Annotated in this window: 17 protein-coding genes; 2 read left to right on the top strand and 15 right to left on the bottom strand. The window is 71.7% G+C overall.

Features of this window, described 5'->3' with window-relative positions:
* Positions 1-43: 43 nt before the first annotated feature.
* Complete coding sequence (locus CcI49_RS44460) at positions 44-421, top strand: TIGR02391 family protein (protein WP_076827732.1); 378 nt, start codon at positions 44-46, stop codon at positions 419-421.
* Between the two features lie 125 nt (positions 422-546).
* Here the strand turns inward: CcI49_RS44460 and CcI49_RS17385 are convergent, their stop codons facing one another.
* A complete protein-coding gene (locus tag CcI49_RS17385) occupies positions 547-1,488 on the bottom strand; it encodes a tyrosine-type recombinase/integrase (protein ID WP_198955552.1) in 942 nt (313 codons plus the stop codon).
* A 100-nt stretch (positions 1,489-1,588) separates the two neighbouring features.
* Here CcI49_RS17385 and CcI49_RS17380 point away from each other — a divergent pair, with 100 nt between their 5' ends.
* Positions 1,589-2,059 (top strand): hypothetical protein, encoded by a 471-nt coding sequence (locus CcI49_RS17380; protein ID WP_076827730.1) that lies wholly within the window; start codon positions 1,589-1,591, stop codon positions 2,057-2,059.
* Between the two features lie 271 nt (positions 2,060-2,330).
* Here the strand turns inward: CcI49_RS17380 and CcI49_RS17370 are convergent, their stop codons facing one another.
* From CcI49_RS17370 to CcI49_RS17300, 14 genes are all read right to left on the bottom strand, one after another.
* The gene (locus tag CcI49_RS17370; RefSeq protein ID WP_076827726.1) at positions 2,331-4,898 is read right to left on the bottom strand and encodes a hypothetical protein; all 2,568 of its coding nucleotides are present in this window, start codon (positions 4,896-4,898) and stop codon (positions 2,331-2,333) included.
* Complete coding sequence (locus CcI49_RS17365) at positions 4,898-5,698, bottom strand: hypothetical protein (protein ID WP_076827724.1); 801 nt, start codon at positions 5,696-5,698, stop codon at positions 4,898-4,900. Before CcI49_RS17365 ends, CcI49_RS17370 begins: the two co-directional genes overlap by 1 nt.
* Positions 5,695-6,090 carry a hypothetical protein gene (locus CcI49_RS17360; protein WP_076827722.1) on the bottom strand — a complete coding sequence of 132 codons (396 nt, stop codon included), beginning with the start codon at positions 6,088-6,090 and terminating at the stop codon, positions 5,695-5,697. Before CcI49_RS17360 ends, CcI49_RS17365 begins: the two co-directional genes overlap by 4 nt.
* Positions 6,087-6,722: a hypothetical protein gene (locus CcI49_RS17355; RefSeq protein WP_076827719.1), complete on the bottom strand. Its 636-nt coding sequence runs from the start codon at positions 6,720-6,722 to the stop codon at positions 6,087-6,089. The genes CcI49_RS17360 and CcI49_RS17355 overlap by 4 nt, the downstream gene beginning before the upstream one ends.
* Positions 6,688-7,422, bottom strand: coding sequence for a hypothetical protein (locus CcI49_RS17350; protein ID WP_131831113.1), 735 nt, complete (start codon positions 7,420-7,422; stop codon positions 6,688-6,690). Before CcI49_RS17350 ends, CcI49_RS17355 begins: the two co-directional genes overlap by 35 nt.
* Positions 7,412-7,840 carry a helix-turn-helix transcriptional regulator gene (locus CcI49_RS40630; RefSeq protein ID WP_076827715.1) on the bottom strand — a complete coding sequence of 143 codons (429 nt, stop codon included), beginning with the start codon at positions 7,838-7,840 and terminating at the stop codon, positions 7,412-7,414. Before CcI49_RS40630 ends, CcI49_RS17350 begins: the two co-directional genes overlap by 11 nt.
* Positions 7,837-8,205, bottom strand: a complete 369-nt coding sequence (locus CcI49_RS40625; protein ID WP_076827713.1) for a hypothetical protein — start codon at positions 8,203-8,205, stop codon at positions 7,837-7,839. The genes CcI49_RS40630 and CcI49_RS40625 overlap by 4 nt, the downstream gene beginning before the upstream one ends.
* A gap of 584 nt (positions 8,206-8,789) precedes the next feature.
* Positions 8,790-9,209 (bottom strand): hypothetical protein, encoded by a 420-nt coding sequence (locus CcI49_RS17330; protein WP_076827708.1) that lies wholly within the window; start codon positions 9,207-9,209, stop codon positions 8,790-8,792.
* A gap of 601 nt (positions 9,210-9,810) precedes the next feature.
* Positions 9,811-9,990 (bottom strand): hypothetical protein, encoded by a 180-nt coding sequence (locus CcI49_RS17325; RefSeq protein WP_076827706.1) that lies wholly within the window; start codon positions 9,988-9,990, stop codon positions 9,811-9,813.
* Complete coding sequence (gene dnaB / locus CcI49_RS17320; RefSeq protein WP_076827787.1) at positions 9,990-11,306, bottom strand: replicative DNA helicase; 1,317 nt, start codon at positions 11,304-11,306, stop codon at positions 9,990-9,992. Before dnaB ends, CcI49_RS17325 begins: the two co-directional genes overlap by 1 nt.
* 17 nt (positions 11,307-11,323) lie before the next feature.
* Positions 11,324-11,602, bottom strand: coding sequence for a hypothetical protein (locus CcI49_RS41565; protein ID WP_131831112.1), 279 nt, complete (start codon positions 11,600-11,602; stop codon positions 11,324-11,326).
* A 1,230-nt stretch (positions 11,603-12,832) separates the two neighbouring features.
* A complete protein-coding gene (locus tag CcI49_RS17310; protein ID WP_076827702.1) occupies positions 12,833-13,078 on the bottom strand; it encodes a hypothetical protein in 246 nt (81 codons plus the stop codon).
* 960 nt (positions 13,079-14,038) lie between these two features.
* The gene (locus CcI49_RS44170; protein WP_158230778.1) at positions 14,039-16,156 is read right to left on the bottom strand and encodes a hypothetical protein; all 2,118 of its coding nucleotides are present in this window, start codon (positions 16,154-16,156) and stop codon (positions 14,039-14,041) included.
* A gap of 7 nt (positions 16,157-16,163) precedes the next feature.
* On the bottom strand, positions 16,164-17,297 hold the full coding sequence (locus CcI49_RS17300) for a hypothetical protein (RefSeq protein ID WP_131831111.1): 1,134 nt from the start codon (positions 17,295-17,297) through the stop codon (positions 16,164-16,166).
* Positions 17,298-17,411: the final 114 nt, after the last annotated feature.

Below are 17,411 nucleotides of genomic sequence, written 5' to 3'. Positions count from 1 at the left end.
CGCGCGTTCACGCAGCTCAGCCGGGTAGCTCGACCGCCGTGTCATGACTCCATCTCCTCAGAAGATCGAGTCTCCGGACACGCCGGGGGGCTTCAAGGTCCAGGTCCGCGAGCGGTCCGGGCTGCCCAACTCCCAGATCGGAACGGCGCTGATACAGGCGGCGTTTCGACCTTCGAAGAACGGAGACCCTACGACAGCGGGCCCTCTTTGCCGGCACGACGCCGAGGGCGGCGAGTCGGTCGCCATGATGGAGCTGTTCAAAGGTGCGGTCGGCCTGTTCAAGAATCCGTCGAGCCACCGCCGGGTGACGTTTGACGATCCGACGGAAGCCGCAGAGATCATCCTTCTCGCGGATCTTCTGCTTCGTCTCCTGCGGAAGATTCCTCCCACAGAGACGAGCATCCCCGGAGGCGCTCCTTAGGTCCGCGCCTCGGCCGTATGGGACCCTGGCCCCACCTGCACCAACTGGGGAAGCGCGGGATGGGGCGGTGAGCCCGGGGCGTCCGCCGCGATCTTCCCGACGCTGGGAAGATTGCCCARCTGGCGTCACTCACCGAGGAACGCGGACAGCGCGTAGGTGCCGTGCCGGTCGAGGTTGCCGCGGGCCCGGTCGTAGCCACGGGTAGTCCGCGGGTCGGCGTGCCTGGCGAAGTCCTGGGCGTCGCGCAGGCTGGCCCCGGAGTCCAGCAGCAGCGTCACCGCGGTTGCCCGCAGCGAATGCGGCGACAGCCGGGTTTGCGGCAGTCCCGCCCGGCGCCCCAGCATCCGCACCTGCTTCCAGACCGCGGCTCGGTCCAGCCGCTTGCCGGTCGAGGTGGCGAATATCGGCCCGTCGTCCCTGCCATCCAGGTAGCGGTCGATCTCGTGGGCCGTGGCAGGCGAGAGCACTACCGTCGCGGCCTTCGCGCCTTTGCCGACGAGGCGCAGCACCCGGTGGCCGCGCTCGAAGCCCATGTCGGCGACGTCCAGGCCGATTGCCTCGGATACTCGCAGGCCGTTGCGGAGCAGCAGGCCCATGAGCGCGGCCGTGCGCGGTCCGTCCGCCTCGGCCGCGGCGAGGAACGTGCGGGCCTCCTCGCGGGACATGCCCGGCGCCTGGTGCCGGTCGGTGGTCTTCGGCCGGCGGGCTCGGGCCGCCGGGTTGGTTTCGATCTGCCCTTCGTCGAGGGCATAGCTGTAGACGCTGGCGACGCTCGACAGTTTGCGGCTGATGGTGGTGGAGGCCTGACCGTCGGCTTCGAGGTCGCGCGCCCACCGGTCAACGTGAGGACGGCGGGCGTCGAGCGGGTGAATACCCCACGCTTCGCACGCTCGGGTCCACTCGGCGACGCTGCGGCCGTATGCCTCCCGAGTCCGCGGGCTGAACCCGGAGTCGAGCCAGAGGGCGACGAGCCGGGGCCACGGCACACGGCTCCCGCCCTTGGCGAGGGTCAGGGTGTCATCTGCGGGGAGCACCTCGACGGCTCCCGAACCCCCGTTGTCGATCACGAAAGACATGATCGAAAGATACAACAGAATGCCTGTTCTGTTGTATCCGTGAGAGACCGTGACGGACTGCTCGATACCGGGGTGCCCCTAGGCTCTCCGTGTGGAGATCACCGCATTCGTCGTCTCGATCATCTCGTTGCTTGTCGCAGTCGCGAGCGCCGCCTACGCCCGGCAGATGGCCCGCAGCGACAAGGAGCGCCGTCGGGACGAACGGCACCCGGCCTTCGTCGGCGAGATCGAGATGGAGGAAGAGGGAAGCTGGCACTCCCACCTTCGGCTGCGCCTCACCAGCCCATGGCCACTTGCCCGGCTAACTGTCTCCATCGTCGAGGGACACGGCGTCGAGTTCGCTCCCGATCAGGACGGCATCATCCCCACCTCATCCGCCCCTCACCTGGCACTCGACCACGGCACCCTCAGCACGGGCGATCGGATGGACTGGCGGGTTCGCGTACTCGCGGACCGATCCGAGGAGATCCGGCTCCGGGTCATCGGCTCGGATAGCGACGGTCGGAAGTGGGAGACAGCGGTGTACGTCGCCACCCCACCGCAGCTGTCGCAGATCTTTTGATCCTGGCGCTAGACGTTCCTACGCCGCCGGCCGGTGACACGAAGCTAGGTACGACTCCACGTCAGCCGCGCTGACGTACACCCGCCGGCCGACGACCCAGCATGCGATCCTCCGTTCATCGGTCAGCCGACGGACCAGGCGTGTGCTGATCGCCGGCCAGCGTGCCGGCACCTCGCTGCGGGGGATGAGGTCGGACGGGGCCAGTTCGGTCACATCGGAGAGCATGGGTTCCTTTCGCTGGTGGCTGAATGCGATGGGTGGGTGTGTGCGGTCAGTACAGGCCGAGGCGGCAGTTGGGGTCGCCGAGCATGCTGAGACTGGCGTCGGAGAACGGCTCGTTCGCCTCATGGAGCTCCGCCATCTGGTGCAGGTCGGCCCGCCAGGGCGACAGGCCGAGTTCAACCTCGACGTTCCGCGGCGAGCCGGCCGAGGAAGAGGAGATGGATTCCACCAGGCAGTCCATCGTGGTCGACGGCGCCAGGTCGGGTAGGCCCTCGACGGAGATCCGGTCTCCGATCTCCAGGGTGAGCAGCAGCGGCCAGAGTGCCGGCCGGGCACCGGGCTGGAGGACGAGCGTGGCGACACGCGCGCGGTTCGTGGCCCGGGTGGCGAGCCGCCACTGGCCGTGTGCCACCGGCTCCTGCTCGGAGCTCACGGCCAGTTCCAGGTCGCCTGCGGCGCGCTTGCCGTGCAGCGCGATCGATGGCTCGTCCCGGAGGGTGACCGTAGCGCTTTGCGGACGCTTCACGGTGATCATGTTTTCGACATACTGATCGTCTTTGCGGGGACGAAACTGCTTCGCGGCCACCGGGGTCCCATCGGCCGCGCGGAACGTCGCGGCTGGGTCGCGGTTGACCCGGTGGTGCCGGTTCCGCATGACCAGCTTCCCCGCAGCGTCGAAGTAGACGATCGCGCCGGTCTGCGCGGCGATCCCCTGGACCAAGGACAGCGCCGATCCTTCCGCCCAGGAACGGCTCATCATGGCGCTGAGCCCTCGGTCTACCCGGGTCCAGCAGGACGGCCATTCGACCAGGGAAGCGATGCCACCGATCCGGTTCCCCTCGCTCTCGCCGGTGAAGTTGCCGTATTGGCCGACAACCGCGTGCGCGTCGGTGCGGGAGGAGGTGAGGACTCGGGGCCAGAACGCCGCGTGCGCGACCGGGGTACGCCAGGCGTACTTCATCTGCCGCTTGTAGGTTTCGTAATAGCCGCCGAGGTAGGCGCGGTCCGGTGTTCCCGGGCTGAACGGGTTGCCGGTGAGGGTCGTGGATACTGCCTGCCAGCTTTCCGCGATCCGCAGGGTTACGCGCCCCCAGGTGCCGACCGTCGGATCGTAGGCGATGAAGATCGGGAAAGTGCGGCCGAAGGCGTAGCTGCCGACAGCTGCGACCGGCGGGTTGTTCGGCATGACCAGGCGGATCACGCCGTCGGTGTACATCTCCAGCTGGAAGCCGGACAGGAGGTCCTGGCCGCCGGTGAAGCGGGCGGTGCGGAAGAGGATCCGGGTCTCACTGATCGCGCCGGTGGGCATCTGCGCCCAGATCTCGGCGGTCCATCCGCTGGCGTTGCTGGGAAGCGCAGCGGGTACTCCGGACAGGTCGAGCACGTTCCCGGCGAACTGCCTTGCCTCGGACGGGTTGAGCGACAGCCATGTCTGCCCGTCGTCGGCGGTCTTACCACTGTCAAGAACGGGGAGCGCGTTGTCCGCGCCGAGTTCGGATGCGCCGCTGCCGTACTTCGAGGTGAGGACTACGGCGAAACTGCCGTCTCCGGCGAGGGAGCCGACCGACTTGGAATCCTTGGGCTCGTTCAGCCGGAAGTAGGCGCCGGGCTTGTCGAGCATGATCTCTGCGGGCAGTGGGGGCAGAACCTCGCCACCGAAGTACTTGGAGTCATCGACGCATTGAAGCTCGACCTCACTCCAGCCGGCCGCCCAGACTTCCTGTTCCCAGGATTCGGTAACGCCGGCCCATTCCGGCAGAAGGACCCCGTCGACACGGCGCAGAAGCACGAACCGTCGGTTCGAGTCGATGTTGCCGAGGTACGGCGCTGGTGCGGTGAGGCTGTCGGGGGTGAGCGCGCCGTCAGCGTTGCGCAGTGTTGCGGTGAGGGTGGAGGCCTGGATGGGGCCGAGCTCGTCGCTGCGCCCGCGGCGCCAGCTGGGCGAGCCCTTCACCCTGCTGCTGATGTTGGTGCCGAGGTAGTCGACCGTTGCCGTGTCGAACCGGTGCTGCTCGCCCTGCGGCGCGCCGAGCACGGTGGCTCGGAACACTAGCCGGGACACCCCGGCCGGAGCGAGACCGACAAGGCACAGCGGCATGTACCGGCCGAGCTGCTGGGTCACCGTGCCGGTGACGGCGCCGAGCGAGCTACCGCCCGCGGTCATGAACGTGACCGTGCCCTGCACGGTGCGGGCCTGCGCGCCCTGCCAGCCGGGCCGGGTGTGGATCAGCGCCATCCACCAGCGGTTCGCCACGACCGACCCGGGAGGAGACCACCAGTAGATCGACGGGTTGCCGGACCCCGCAGCGTTGCGCTGGACGACGCCGACCTTCTCGCCCGCGTAGGCCTGCGCAGAGGCGGCGACCTCGTACGAGGTGTCCGTTCCAGCTTCCCAAGAGTTGTCAGCCTCGAACGTGGAGTCGGCCCCGGTCATGATCGGAATCGACAGGCGGGGCCGGTCGAACGCGACGAACGCGAGGAGGTCGACCGGCGTCCCGCTGCTCGGGGTGCCGATCAAGGCGGGATCGTGGACGAGCGGAGGCTCCTCCGGCTCGCCCACGCCTGCGCCGATCCCGAACGGGCCCAAGCCGAACGTGCCGAGGCCGAATCCTGGCATCAGAGACCCTTCGCGATCGAGGACCAGCCGCGGCGGCGGCCCAGCTTCCAACGGCGGCCGAGGGACTCGGGGCCGGAGATCTTGACGTTGCCGACGCGCAGCTTCGCCAGGTGCGGCGGCAGGTCGATCGGCTTCGGTGCCTCCGCCCCGGCGGGCCGGGGCGGCTTCTGCACGGCGACCCGGGCTTCGGCCGGCTGCGGGCGCGAGGCGGCCGGAGCTGGCGGGGTGGGCCGGCGGACAGCCACAGTCGGGGTGTCCCGGGCCGGCCGGTGAAGACGGACGGTCTCCGCCTCGCGGGCGGGTGCGCGGTGGACGGCCGGGGCCTGGCGCGGGGCGGCCGGGCGGGACGGGGGCCTGGTCGCCGTCTCGGTGCGGCCGGCGGGGCGGCGGGTGCCGGTCTCACCCGCGGCGCGTGCCAGGTCGGCGCGGGACAGGCGCATCGTCGGGGCGTCGACCAGCCGGGCCGCCGGGCTGCTCTCCGCCGGCTGGTGAGCGTCCGGGGTCTGACCGCCGCCGGCCAGGGCGAGCTTGCGGGTACCCGGGCCCGGCCGGGACGACCGGCCCCGGTGGCTGTTCAGCCCGCCCTTACGCCGGCCCAGCCAGACCAGGAACCCTTCCGGGTTCCGGATCTTCGGGTCGGCGTAGACCTTCGCCCGCAGCGGGTCAGCCGCGGCCTGGCGCCGCTCGGCCACCAGCCCGGCGAGGCCCGTTCCGCGCGGTGAGGGCCGGTGGCCGAAATCTCCGGAGCCGTGGACGGCACGTGGGGTGGCCTTGGGCGTGAAACCCGGGATCGTGCTCAAGCGGCTTCACCACCGCCTGGCTGCCCGTCCTCGCCTTCGAGCAGGGACCGGAGGTCGCCGCGCGCGAGGGCTTCGCTGACCTGGCTGGGGCTCGCGGTGGCCAGGTCGGTGTCGGACCACTGGGCACCGGGGACGGGCGCAGTGGGGGTGGTGTCGCCGAGGAGCTGCGAGAGCTCACCGGCCCCGTACGCGCGGGCGACCTCCTCAGGCGGGGCGCTGGCCAGCCACTGATCGTCGCGCTGAGGGACGGGGGTCATAGCCTGGTGCCCCGACCGCTGGGATGCGGCCGAGGCTCTGCGGGACATCGACTCCCGCAGAGCCTCCTCCTGGAGCTCGCGGGCGCGGGCGAACATCGCGAACGCGGGCGTGGTCCAGGGCTCCTCTTCGGTCATCGGCCCTCCCGAGGCGGGCCCAGCTCACGCCGCAGGACCGCGGCGGGGTCCGCGATCAGTTCGGCGTGGGCGCGGGGGGTGATCTCGGCGGGGGTGAGCGCCTCACCGGGCGGGGTGCGACGCGCTGCGACCTGGTGCAGGACGAGGCCCAGGAGCACGTTCACGTCGGGCTGCCCGACGAAGGCGCCGCGGCCGACAGCGATCCGCCCCGGATCGTGCTGGTGCCACCCGAACCCGCCGTCGTCAGGGCCGCAGTCCCAGCCCTCGGGGACGGCCCGACTGAGAGCGGTCCGCCAGCTGGCGAAGCGGGCCCGCCGGGCGTCGGCCGCGGCCACGAGCTCGGACACCGCGTCGACGGCGGCGGTCAGGCGGAGGTGAAGGTCAGCGGCGTCGCCGGTGTGCGCGGTGATCTCGGCGCGGAGGTCGGCCAGCTCGCGGAGACGCTCGGCGTTCGCCTCAGTGGCGAGCCGATCACGGGTGCGGGCTGCGCGGGCGTCCAGGAGCCGGCCGAGAAGCCCTCTGCTGTCCTCGGCGGTCTCCAGGTCGGGTGCGGTGTCCAGGTCGACGAGCGCCCGGACGATGTCGTCGCTGGCGGCGTTACTGTCCGCCAGGGTCGGGCTGGTGCGGGCCATCAGGCTCCCGGGGTACGAAGACGATCCAGTTCCCGCCCGCCTGCTGGCGGCCGGGGAGCGTTCCCACGGTGAGCCGGCGGCGGATGGTGCGGTCCGACCAGCCAGTACGTGCCGCGTATTCGGCGACGCTCATACTCAGCGTCTCCGGTGCCCTCTCCGCCTGGCCGATCATGGCCACGCCAGAGAGGCCAGCCACGCGCCTGCGCTCTGCCGCAGCGAGCACGTCAAGGCCCTGGCGCAGCGCGGGCGACTCGGCGAGCCCGCCATCCCGAGGCCGGAGCGCACGCACACCCACCACAGCCGCACCCAGGACCGGAGCCACAGCCGCCCCAGGAACGAACGCACCGTCCGCGGCCTGGTGGGCCCGCTGGAGCGCGTCAACCAGGGCCAGCGACGGTGCCCATCGGGGATCCACGGCCGCGGCGAGCCTGGCTCGGACAGCGGTGAGAGTCCGCGGGGTCGCACCGTCCAGCACGGAGAGGAACGCGACCGCTCCAGCGGCCGGGAGCCTGCGGAGCCCGCGGTCCAAGGTGCGCAACACGGCCGGGTCGAGCACCAGCGCGGCGCGGGCGAACACCTCGTTTCGGTGGCGGACGTAGAGGTCAACCCGCGCGCGGACGGCGTCCAGGTCGACACCGAGGCCGGCCCCATCCACCTCGGCCACAGCAGGCAGGCTGTCCGCCAGCCGGTCAGACGGCACGGCGACCACCTGCCAGCCGCTGTGCGCGGCGGGCTGCCCGCCGACGCTGCCGCAGCGACCTGGCCGTGTCCGGTCGCACGCTCTCCCCAGCCAGATCGACCAGCTTGCCGAACACCCGTTCGGCGCTGTTCGGCGCAAGCGCCCCGGCGAGCCGGCGCAGCGTCTCCACCCGGGGCCGGCGGGCACCCCCCTCCAGGTCCCTGACCATCCGGCGGGAGACACCGGTCCGCGCAGCGAGCAACCTGGTAGAGAGGCCAGCGGCTTCGCGGAGCTGGCGCAGCTCGGCTCCCAGACCGGACCGTAGCCGCTGCGCCTCCTCCCCGACCGGCGGCCCCGGCCAGCCCGCCGAACGTTCGGCGGGCGCCAACACGCACACGAGGCCCCCGACGAACGTTCGCCCCTCTGACTCTGGGTTCACGGCTGGTCCTGGGTGTGGGGGCGGTCGGTGATCTGGGCGAGGATCCGGCCGGGGAGGGTGGTGAGCTCCCCGGGGGCGACGATGTAGATCTCGATGTTGGCGGGGAGGTCGTCGGTGCGGGGTGCGGTGTGGCGGCGGCTGTTGAAGCTGGGCGGGCACCAGACGGCCGCGATCCGGGGGCCTGCGACCGCGAGGAAGGTCGGAGGCCCGGTGAGGATGCGGACGGGGCGCCGGTTACTGGGCGACTGCCGGAAGACCGTGAAGCCGGAGTGCTTGAAGACGTCGGTGACCTTGGAGACGAACTCGTAGTGCTGGGCTTCGCGGTGGAGCTCGCGGGGGTCGAGGTCCGGGCGGGTCGTGCTCATGGGGTCCTCCGTGTGGGGCAGGCCGGGGTGTGCGTGACGGTCAGGRCGCCGTGTGCGTCAGGGACGGCCACGGCGCTGCAGGAGGGGCAGGCGAATGCGTCCGGGGAGTGGAGCCCGGACCACGGGGCGATGGCCACCGGTCCGCTCCGAGCCGGCGGGAAGGCCCGGGAGTCTGTGGGCGCGGGCGGAGGCAGGAACCTCGCCGTGGGGGCAGTGAGGCGGGCGCGCTCCTTCCAGGGCCGGTCGGTGGTTGCTGGCATAGGGGTCTCCAGGGGGAAGATCCGGACATGACGGGGGGCGAACGGCAGGACGATGACGACGTGGTGATCCGCGGTGATCCGCCGGCGCCGCCGGGGTGGGAGCCGCCCGACGGGCTCGCATGCGCGGGGATGCCCGCGGATCCCGAGCCGGACTACGACATCTACCCAGCGCTGCCGTACAGGGGGCCTTCGCCTCGGCACCGGGCGAAGCGGCGAAGCCGGTGGCTGTGGAGGCGAGGGAGTCGGGGGTGAGCTGGAGAGCGGGCGGGGTGGTGCGGCCCGCGCGGTAGTCGATGCCGCGCGGGCCGCGGTGAGCTGGTGTGATCAGGCCCGCGTCGAGGCGGTGGCGTCCGTCGCGTGTTCGTACTCCACGCCTTCCACGCCGACGAAGCTCTGCAGCGGCATCGGGCCGACGGGAGAGGCGAAGAGCGGGCGCCCGCCGTTGCCGTTCGCGTCGATCTCCCACGCGAGCACGCGCTCGACGGTCATGCCGCCGTGGTCCCAGGTGAGCTGGGCTGTCCAGCCGTCTCCGGGGACGATCCGGCCGGGCCTGCCCCGCTCTTCGAGCCGGCGGAAGGTCAGGCCGTCGTCGCCCGGGTCGCTCGCGGGGACGAGCGTGCCCTTCCGTTCGTCGACGACCAAGGCGCGGCCGGCGGAGTCCCAGGCGATCACGTCGCGGGAGTAGACGGCAGGGGAATCGGGAGTCGCCGAGTAAGCGGCGGACCAGCCGATAGCGGGAATCATGATCTTTTCTCCTTGGGTGGGGGTGGGCTGGCGGTCGAGGCCCGACCCGAGGCGGTCCCCGGACCGGGCGCGAGGCGGTCACGCGGCGGAGGTCAGCGGCGGTTGCAGCGGCACGTGCCGCGCGGCGCGAACCGCGGCGAGCACGAGGCGGTGCCGGTCCCCTGCAGGGAGCCGGGCGAGGCACTGAGGGCCCACGAGCAGGGCCCGGGACGTGGGGGCGCGCAGGAGACGGTGGCAGCAACGGCACCGAGGCCGGCCGTCCTCGGTGGGGATGACGGTCATCGGGGGCCGTCCTGGGCTGCGGCGGTGCGGCCGGTGATGGCTCGCCAGCTGGCCCGCGAACGTTCGGCTGCGCGGTGGCGGAGGGCGGCGCGGCCGGCGTCGCGGTGCCTCGGCGAGCACCAGCCGGCAAACGGGCTCAGGCCGGGGTCGGCCGGCCGGGTGCACAGGCGGCAGGTGGTCTCCCGGGGCGGGGTCCAGGGCGGGGTGCCGGAGCCGGGGCACCGGAGCCCTGCAGCACCGTGGACGCGAAGCAATGCGTCCCGGCGGATCGGGACGTCGGCGGCACAGGTGCGGCAGCGGCCGGTCGCGCGGGGGGTGGTCACGGTGTCTCCCGGGTGGTGCGTGCGAGCTTGCGGGCGTGGCGTGCTTCGAGGCCGGCGGTCCGGCGGGCCCGCTTGTGGCGGTCTGCCTGGCGGTGGGCGGCGGTCTGCGTGCGAGCCGCGGCGATGGCGGCCTGGACCCGGGTGAGCGATTCAGCGCGAAGGCCGGCAGCGTCCATCAGGCGGCCATCTCGGAGAACCGGGAGTAGCGGCCCTGGAAGGCGACGGTGACGGTGCCCGTAGGGCCGTTCCTGTTCTTGGCGACGATCAGGTCGGCCTCGCCAGCTCGGGGAGAGTTGTCCTCGGTGAGCTCCGGGCGATGAATCAAGATCACAATGTCGGCGTCCTGTTCGAGGCTGCCCGACTCCCGCAGGTCAGAGAGCTGCGGGCGCTTGTCGGCCCGCTGCTCGGACGCCCGATTGAGCTGCGACAAGACGACCAGCGGCACATCCAGCTCGCCCGCGAGGCGCTTCAAGGACCGGGAGATCTCGCTGACCTCCTGCTGCCGGTTCTCGACGCGGCCGCCGTGGCGGACAAGCTGCGCGTAATCGATCACCGCCAGGTCGAGGCCGTGCCGCCGCTGGAACCTGCGGGAGGCCGATCGGATGCCCATGAGCGTGTCCGTCGACGTGTCGACGTAGCGCCGTGATGCGGCGAGGGGGCCGCTGACCCGGCTGACCGCGGCCCAGTCCGCCTCACCGAGTTGGCCCGACCGCAGGGCCTGGAGCGGGATGCGGCCCTCGGCGGAGATCGTCCGCAGGTCGATTTCGTCCGCGCTCATTTCCAGGCTGAACAAGATCGCGGACTTGCCGAGGCGGAGTGTGGCGTGGCGGATGATGTCCAGGCCGAGGGTCGACTTTCCGACGGCCGGGCGGGCCGCAACGATGATGAACTGGCCACCGCGTAGCCCGCACAACATCTCATCGAGCTCGGCGAACCCGGTTTGAAGGCCGGGGACCGGGCCGTCCGAGGCCGCCAGGCGTTCGAGAAGGTCCAGGGTGCGGTGGAGGCTGTCAGCGGGGGCCTCGGGGCCGCCTGCCTGCCGGGCGGTGGCTGTGGCGGCGTAAAGCTTCGCTTCGGCGCGGTCGATTGCCTCGGCGGCGCCTTCCGGGCTGGGGGTGAGCCCGATCTGCCGGATGGTCGAGCCTGCCTCGGCGAGCCGGCGCAGGATCGCCGTGTCCGCGACGATCCGCGCGTAGTACCCCGCGTTCGCCGCGGTCGGGACGCTGGAGATCAGCGTGTGCATGTAGGCGGGCCCGCCTACATGCTCCAGCAGGTTCTGCCGGCCCAGCTCGGCGGCGACACTGATGGCGTCGGTGGGCTCGCCGCGGGCGAACAGACTCGTGATCGCCTCGTACACCGTCGCGTGCGCCGGCCGGTAGAAGTCGCCCGGGGACAGGATCTCGATGACGTCGGCGGTCGCGTCCGTCGACATGAGGCAGCCGCCCAGGGCCGCAGCCTCGGCTCGGAGGTCGTGGGGCGGGGCGGTGAGCATCGGGTCGTCGGCGGCTGTCACGCGGACTCCTGCAGGGCATCGGGGTGGCAGCGGGGGCACGGCGCGCCTTCAGCGCGGCGGAACCGGAGATTGGTGCGGGCGGCGGGCTCCCCGTCACCGCACTCCCCGCACCAGGGCGGCACGGACGGGGCGGCGGGCGTGCGCTGGGCGCGCCAGGCGGCGATGTGCTCCTGGACGTCCTGGGAGGGGAGGCTGCGCCACCACCTTTGGCTGCGGACGCGGTGGAGCTCGGTGATCCATTTGGTGCACTCGATGATCTCTCTCTCGTCTGTCATGCCAGCAGCACGGAGCGCCTGCTCTGCATCCGTCAGGCGCCTCGTGTGCGCCTCGTCCGCAGCCACGACCGAGAGACCCGGCCGAGAGAGATTGAGGGGACCTGAGGAGACCTGAGGAGAGGGGGCCGACTGGGTTCGGCCCTTTGGTGACTGGGTTCGGCCCTTTGACGAGTGAGTTCGGCCCTTTGACGACCTCATAGGGCCGAACTCGCTCGGCCCTATGAGGTCTGAGCCAAGACCATCGGACCCCTCGACACGGCGCCCCCGAGGCACCAGGAAATCCAGCGCGTGACGCTTCGCTGCGTACACGACACGCCCGTCGCTGCCTGTCCCCATCGGCACCCGGAACTCCCACCCGGCCTTGCCGAGGCGCAGCAGCGCGTCACGGACCGCCTTGGTGTCCTTGGCACCCGTCCAGCGACACAGATCCGCAAGATCCGCAAAGCTCAGCCGTGTTTCGTCGCTGGCGTCGTCGGCGATTTCGTAGGCCACGAGCCGCGAGAGCCCCGGCGGCACCTCGGGCCCCATCGCCTCACGGAGCCACCGCSGCAGCTCGTACCCCACCTCAGCCACCCATCCGGCCGGGGCGGCCGAGGGCAGTGCGCTCCCGGGTGTCCTGGCGGCGGAGCTCGTCGTCCCGGGTCCGCAGCGGCCGGCCGGCACCAGCGGCCAAGACGCGGAGATGCGCGCGGAGTCGTGCGATTTCGTCGGAGTGCCGAGTTATGATGGTCGCAGGATTGTTGCCGTGGGGGCGCGATTCTTTGACGGGGCTGGTCGCCACACCAGCCCCGTCTTTCATGTCACGCATCGACGGGCTCGCTCCCCATGGTCGGGGTGGCATCGGATTCGGTGGGCTGGCCTTTCTTGCGCCGGGCGGCGGCAGCAGGTTCAACGGCGGCGCGACGTTCCTCGGGGGAGAGGCGCGCCCAGCGGGCTCGGACAGCGTTACGCTGGCGCTGGGAAATGATTTCCTGGCAGCGCGAACAAAAGTCAGACGTTGTCAATTCGCTCTCGGGGATTTCACGAGACGAGTAAGAGGACAACCCGAGGGGCTCCCGGCCCCGACGTAGGCGCTTAACATCATCCTACCTGGTTCGACCAGGTAGGCGCGCTATGTCAGGTTCGGGAATTCGGCGTGTCGTGGATTCTTAGGCGCTTCGCTGCGCCGGTGCTGTCCTCGCCCGCCAGTCACGATGGTGCCGGCGGGCGGGGACGCTGCCGGGGTGTCGCTCAGGCTGCGGGAGCGTCCTCGCTTGCGGCTGCCGGCAGGCGCATCAGCGCGGCGATCCTGTCGAGCGCGAGCGGCGATGTGATCCGCGGGGGGAGGCCCTGGGCCAGCCTGGACGCGGTCACGCGGGCCCTCATGCCGTCGAGGTAGCCGGCCGGGTCGCGTTCCCGATCTGGCAGCGGCGGCAGGCTCGGCGCGGTCGGCGGGGGTGCGGGCAGCGCGACACCGTCACGCAGGTGCGACGTCACGTGGACGCCATTATGCGATTCACGTATCATCGTTCTTGATTTCCTTCGCAGGGGAATCATGAATTGCCTTTTGGCGATTCGGCGATCGGTCGCTGCGGCTAACAGCGGCCTTTCGTCGTTTGTGGGGTCCTTTCCTTGTCAGGCCGCCCCTTTCTCCTGCGCCTTTTCGGCTCGGCGTCGCGCGGCGGCGAGGGCTGACGCTGCCGTTGCCTTCGCGGTCGCGGCTCTGCGGGCATCCGGGTCGAGTCGAGCCCAGCGTGCGCGATTCGCGCGCGCCGAATGTTCGGAGTTGACCCACTGGCAGTGCGTGCAGGTGCAGACTTGTTGCACGGAGGGGCTCCTTTCGATGTGTCAGACACTACGCGTCCGGACGACGGGCGCAAGTTCCAAGGCTATGACGGGGTCACGGTTCACCTTCAAAGCCCAGCCACGTTCAGTGACGCGCATCTCGACTGGCTTCACTGCCGGTATTCCCGGTGTACGCCCATGGTTAGGAGTAGCACCCATCTATTTGGACTCCGGTGACCTCCGGTGAACTCCGGCGGGGTGCGACTGGCGGCCACTGGGTGCCACTGGCGGCGACTGGCGGCCACTGGTGGTACGCATCGGTACTCATTGGTACGGATTGGTACGGACGGCGAGGCTGCAAGCCTTCCGGCTTTTGCTCACCCAAAGTAGCTACGTGACCTTCCCCACCAAAGTGGTGGGCGTCGCGTCAGGTCGGTCCTGCAGCGGCCCGTCGATGGTCGTCCGGGCCAGAGCCAGCCGGACCGGACGACGCGGGGTCGGTGCTCTCCTCGGCCACGGGTCGTGACCGTCGAGGGGCGTGAGGGTCGATGACGCAAGCCGATGACGCAAGCGGGGGATGACGGGCCTGGAGGGTGCCGCAGGGCCTGTCAGAGGGGTTGCAAGCTCCTTGCGTCATCGGCTTGCGTCATGCCTTGCGTCATCGGCCTTGCGTCACTGTCCGTCGCCGTCGCGGGGTGTGTGGTCGGAGTGGATGTAGGGGCCCCGGTCGACCGGTTGGATGACCTGTCCGGCGGCGACGGCGGCGCGGAGCCAGTCCGAGACGGCTTGGCGGGTGCGTTCGCATCCTTCGGCCACGAGCTTCTCCCACACCTCGGAGGCGCCCAGCCCGGCGGGGCCGGCGGCGGAGAGGATTTCCAGCATCCGGGTGCGGATCTCCGCGGTGGTCCGGGCTGGTCGGCGGGCTGGCGGGGTGGGTTCGGGGGCGGTCTGGTCCCAGCCGGCGACGATCTCCGCCCAGGCTTGCGCGGTGTCCTGGTCGCCGTTGTCCTGGCCTGTGTCGCTGGCGAGGCGTTCGGTGCGTAGCTGGTCGGCGATGCCGGTCATGCCGGCCAGGGCCTCGTTCAGGCTTTCGTGGCCCCCGTCTCCAGTGTTCGTCCCGGCCGCGGACGTTGGGGGCGTGCCCCCGGTCCCGGTGGCCGCGGCGACGGTGGCGGGGGTGGTGGCGATGGCCTGCAGCCAGCCGATGCGGTCCCAGCGGGTGGTGTAGTCGGGGCCGGCGAGGCGGGCGGAGGGGGTGTCGAGGCCGGGGCGGCGGTCGGAGACCGCGACGGCGCATCGGTCGATCGCCTGCGGGGTGGTCCGAAACGTCATGAAGGGGTAGGGCCGTTCGGAGTCCTGGGAGCACAGGCCGTTGCCCTTGTGCGGGGCGTCCTCGGCCTTGAGTCCGGCGGCGTTGTCGAAGAGCTTGGCGATCTCTTCGGTTTTCGGCTTCATCATGATCAGAATGTCGGACTGTACCCGGACGTCGATGCCGCCGAGGGCGTCGCCGGTGGACCGCAGGTTGGACCGGTGGACGTTGACGCCCATCGCCCGGCACTCCTCCAGGACGTCGAGCATCGCTTTCGTGAGCTTGGTCCGGTCGGAGCTGGTGACCTGCTGCCCGGTGATGGACTTCGACTCATCGACGATGATCGTGATCTGGGGGACCTGCGCGGACAGCGGCAGCATGTCGGAGTCCGCGTGGTGCATGAGGCCGGCGTACTCCTTCCCGCGGCCGGTGCCGATGCGGTGCGCGGCCTGGCACATCCGCAGCGCCTCGTCGGCGTCTCCGGCGACCCAGTCCAGCGGCGGGCGGGTGGCGCGGCCTTCGAGGTAGGCGCGCATCCAGGGCAGGACGAGCCGCCCCCCGGATAGGTCGATCATCCAGACGAGGTTGTCGACCATCTCCACGTTCCGGCTGGTCAGCACGTTCAGCAGGTTCGACTTCCCGGAGCCCTTCGACCCGGTGAACAGGCCGGACCGCTCCCGGGTGTGGATCGCCGCCGGCTTGCCGTTCGGCTTCTTGCCCAGCGAGTAGGGGCGCAGGCAGGAGCCCAGCGGGTAGTCCTCGGGGTAGGGGATCTCGATGTCGAGCATGTTGACCAGGCCGACGTCGAGGAGCACCCGGCTACGGCGGACCCCGGGGCGGACCTCGACACCGCAGCCGGTGGGCAGGTCGGCGTCCGAGGCCAGCCCCGCCGCCGCAGCGGCGATCGTCGCCGCGGTCGCACCGCCCTTGGGGAGCCGGATCTCGACGGTGTAGCCGGGTTCGGTGATGACGGTCCCGTCGGCCCGGGTGACTGGCGCCCACGCCTGGATCCCCAGGACGTGGGTGCCGCGCTGGCGGCACACCCGGTCGACCCGCTCCTCCCATTCTGCGGCCCGTGCCTGCCGGGCGCCGATGATCAGCCGGCGGGCGGCCCGCTCGGCTTCGCCCCGCTGGTGCCGGGACAGGGCCGGGGCCAGCACCCCGGCGCCCAGCGCACCGGCGGCGAGCATCCCCACACCGGTCATGTCCCACGGGGTCGTCGCCAACGCCCGGGTGACCCAGCCACCGGCCGCCGCCCAGCAGCAGGCCCGGTAGCTGACCGCGCTACCGGACAGGTCCGCGCGGCGCCCGGCAACGACCGCGCCCAGGGCACCCGCGGCACCGCCGACCGCACCCCAGATGGGGTCGAGGTCGGCGGCGTGGCCGACCGCGGCGGCGGTGAACGCCGCACCCGCGGCGTTGATCGTGCCCATCACCGGGCCGTGCTCCCACTCGTCACGGCCCGGCAGTGCGTCCCGCATCCCCATCTCAGACGTTCCACTTCCGCTCGTCACCGCGCGGGGCGTCACGGCGAGCGAGGTCGGTTTCGAGGATGCGCCGCGCGCCCGGCTCCGCCTCCTCAGCTGCGACCGTGACAGCGGCGGTGACGCGGGCGATCGCGTAGAGCAGCTCGGCGACGGTGGTAGCCGCGGGCAGGTCGTTCTCGACCTTCTCTCCGAGCGTGGTGAAGATCTTCCCGAAGTTCATGACCATCTCCGGCAGGGCGCCGAGGTCGTCGACGAACTGCCACATGTCCTCCGGGTCGTAGGCGGCGGCTTTCGCGAGCGCCTCCTCGATCAGCGCGGCGGGGGTGAACATCCCTGTTCCTCCTGTGGTTGTCGGGATCCGTCGTGCCGCCAGGTCAGCGGCGGGCGGCGGGGGGTCGCCGGGCACCACGACCAGCTCCGGGACGTCGCCGTCGCCCTGGCCCTCGTTCTCGTTGTCGTTGGCCGGGTCGGCCACGGTGTCGGCGACTCCGCCGTCACCGTCGATGTCGTCCCGGTCGGGGCGGCGAAGCCGGCGCCACCCGGCCCGCACCCCCAACGCGGCGGCGGCCAGCAGCGTGGCCACCGCCCGTCGGATCCAGCGCCGCCGCAGACCCGGCCGGGCCGCCCTACGGATGACACGCCCGATCCCACGGCCCGCGCGTGCCGCCAGCCGACCCGCCCGGCGCGCACCTGGCGCGCTCGTGGTGGCACCAGGCCGATGGGGCAGCCTGACCCGGCCCAAGCCGGCGACCCGCCGCCCCATCCCCGGCACCGCACCAGCGCGACCCCCACCCGACCCGGCACGGCGCCTGCCCGCCGGCGACCCGCCCAGCTTCGGCAGACCCACCCCCGCACCAGTACGGCCCGCGCGGCGCCGCGCCGCCCCACCGCCAGGCAGGGTCGGCAGCGCCGACGCCCGGGACGTGCGGGCCGCGCGGGACCGGCCGGCGGCGGCCAGGCTGGGCCCGCCCGCGCGGGACGTCCCACGGCCAGGCCGCGTCATCCGATACGCCGCCGCTCCCGTCCCAGCCGCACCGGCGGCCAGGAGCCCCGGCAGCCCCACTGCCATGTACAGGCCGGCACCCGCGCTGGTCGCGGCCTCACCGGCCAGCACTGCCAGCGGCCCGAGCTGCACCCGCTGCACCCGCCCGTTCTGCTCCGCCGGACCCTTCCGGCCTGGGGTCGGTGGCGGGGTCGACTGTGGCTCCTCACCCCCGGCCGCTGCAGCCGGGGCGGGTGCGGAGGTGTC

It is taken from the genome of Frankia sp. CcI49 (assembly GCF_001983215.1).
Classification (GTDB): Bacteria; Actinomycetota; Actinomycetes; order Frankiales; family Frankiaceae; genus Parafrankia; species Parafrankia irregularis.
This window is presented reverse-complemented; position numbering and strand designations above follow the sequence as displayed.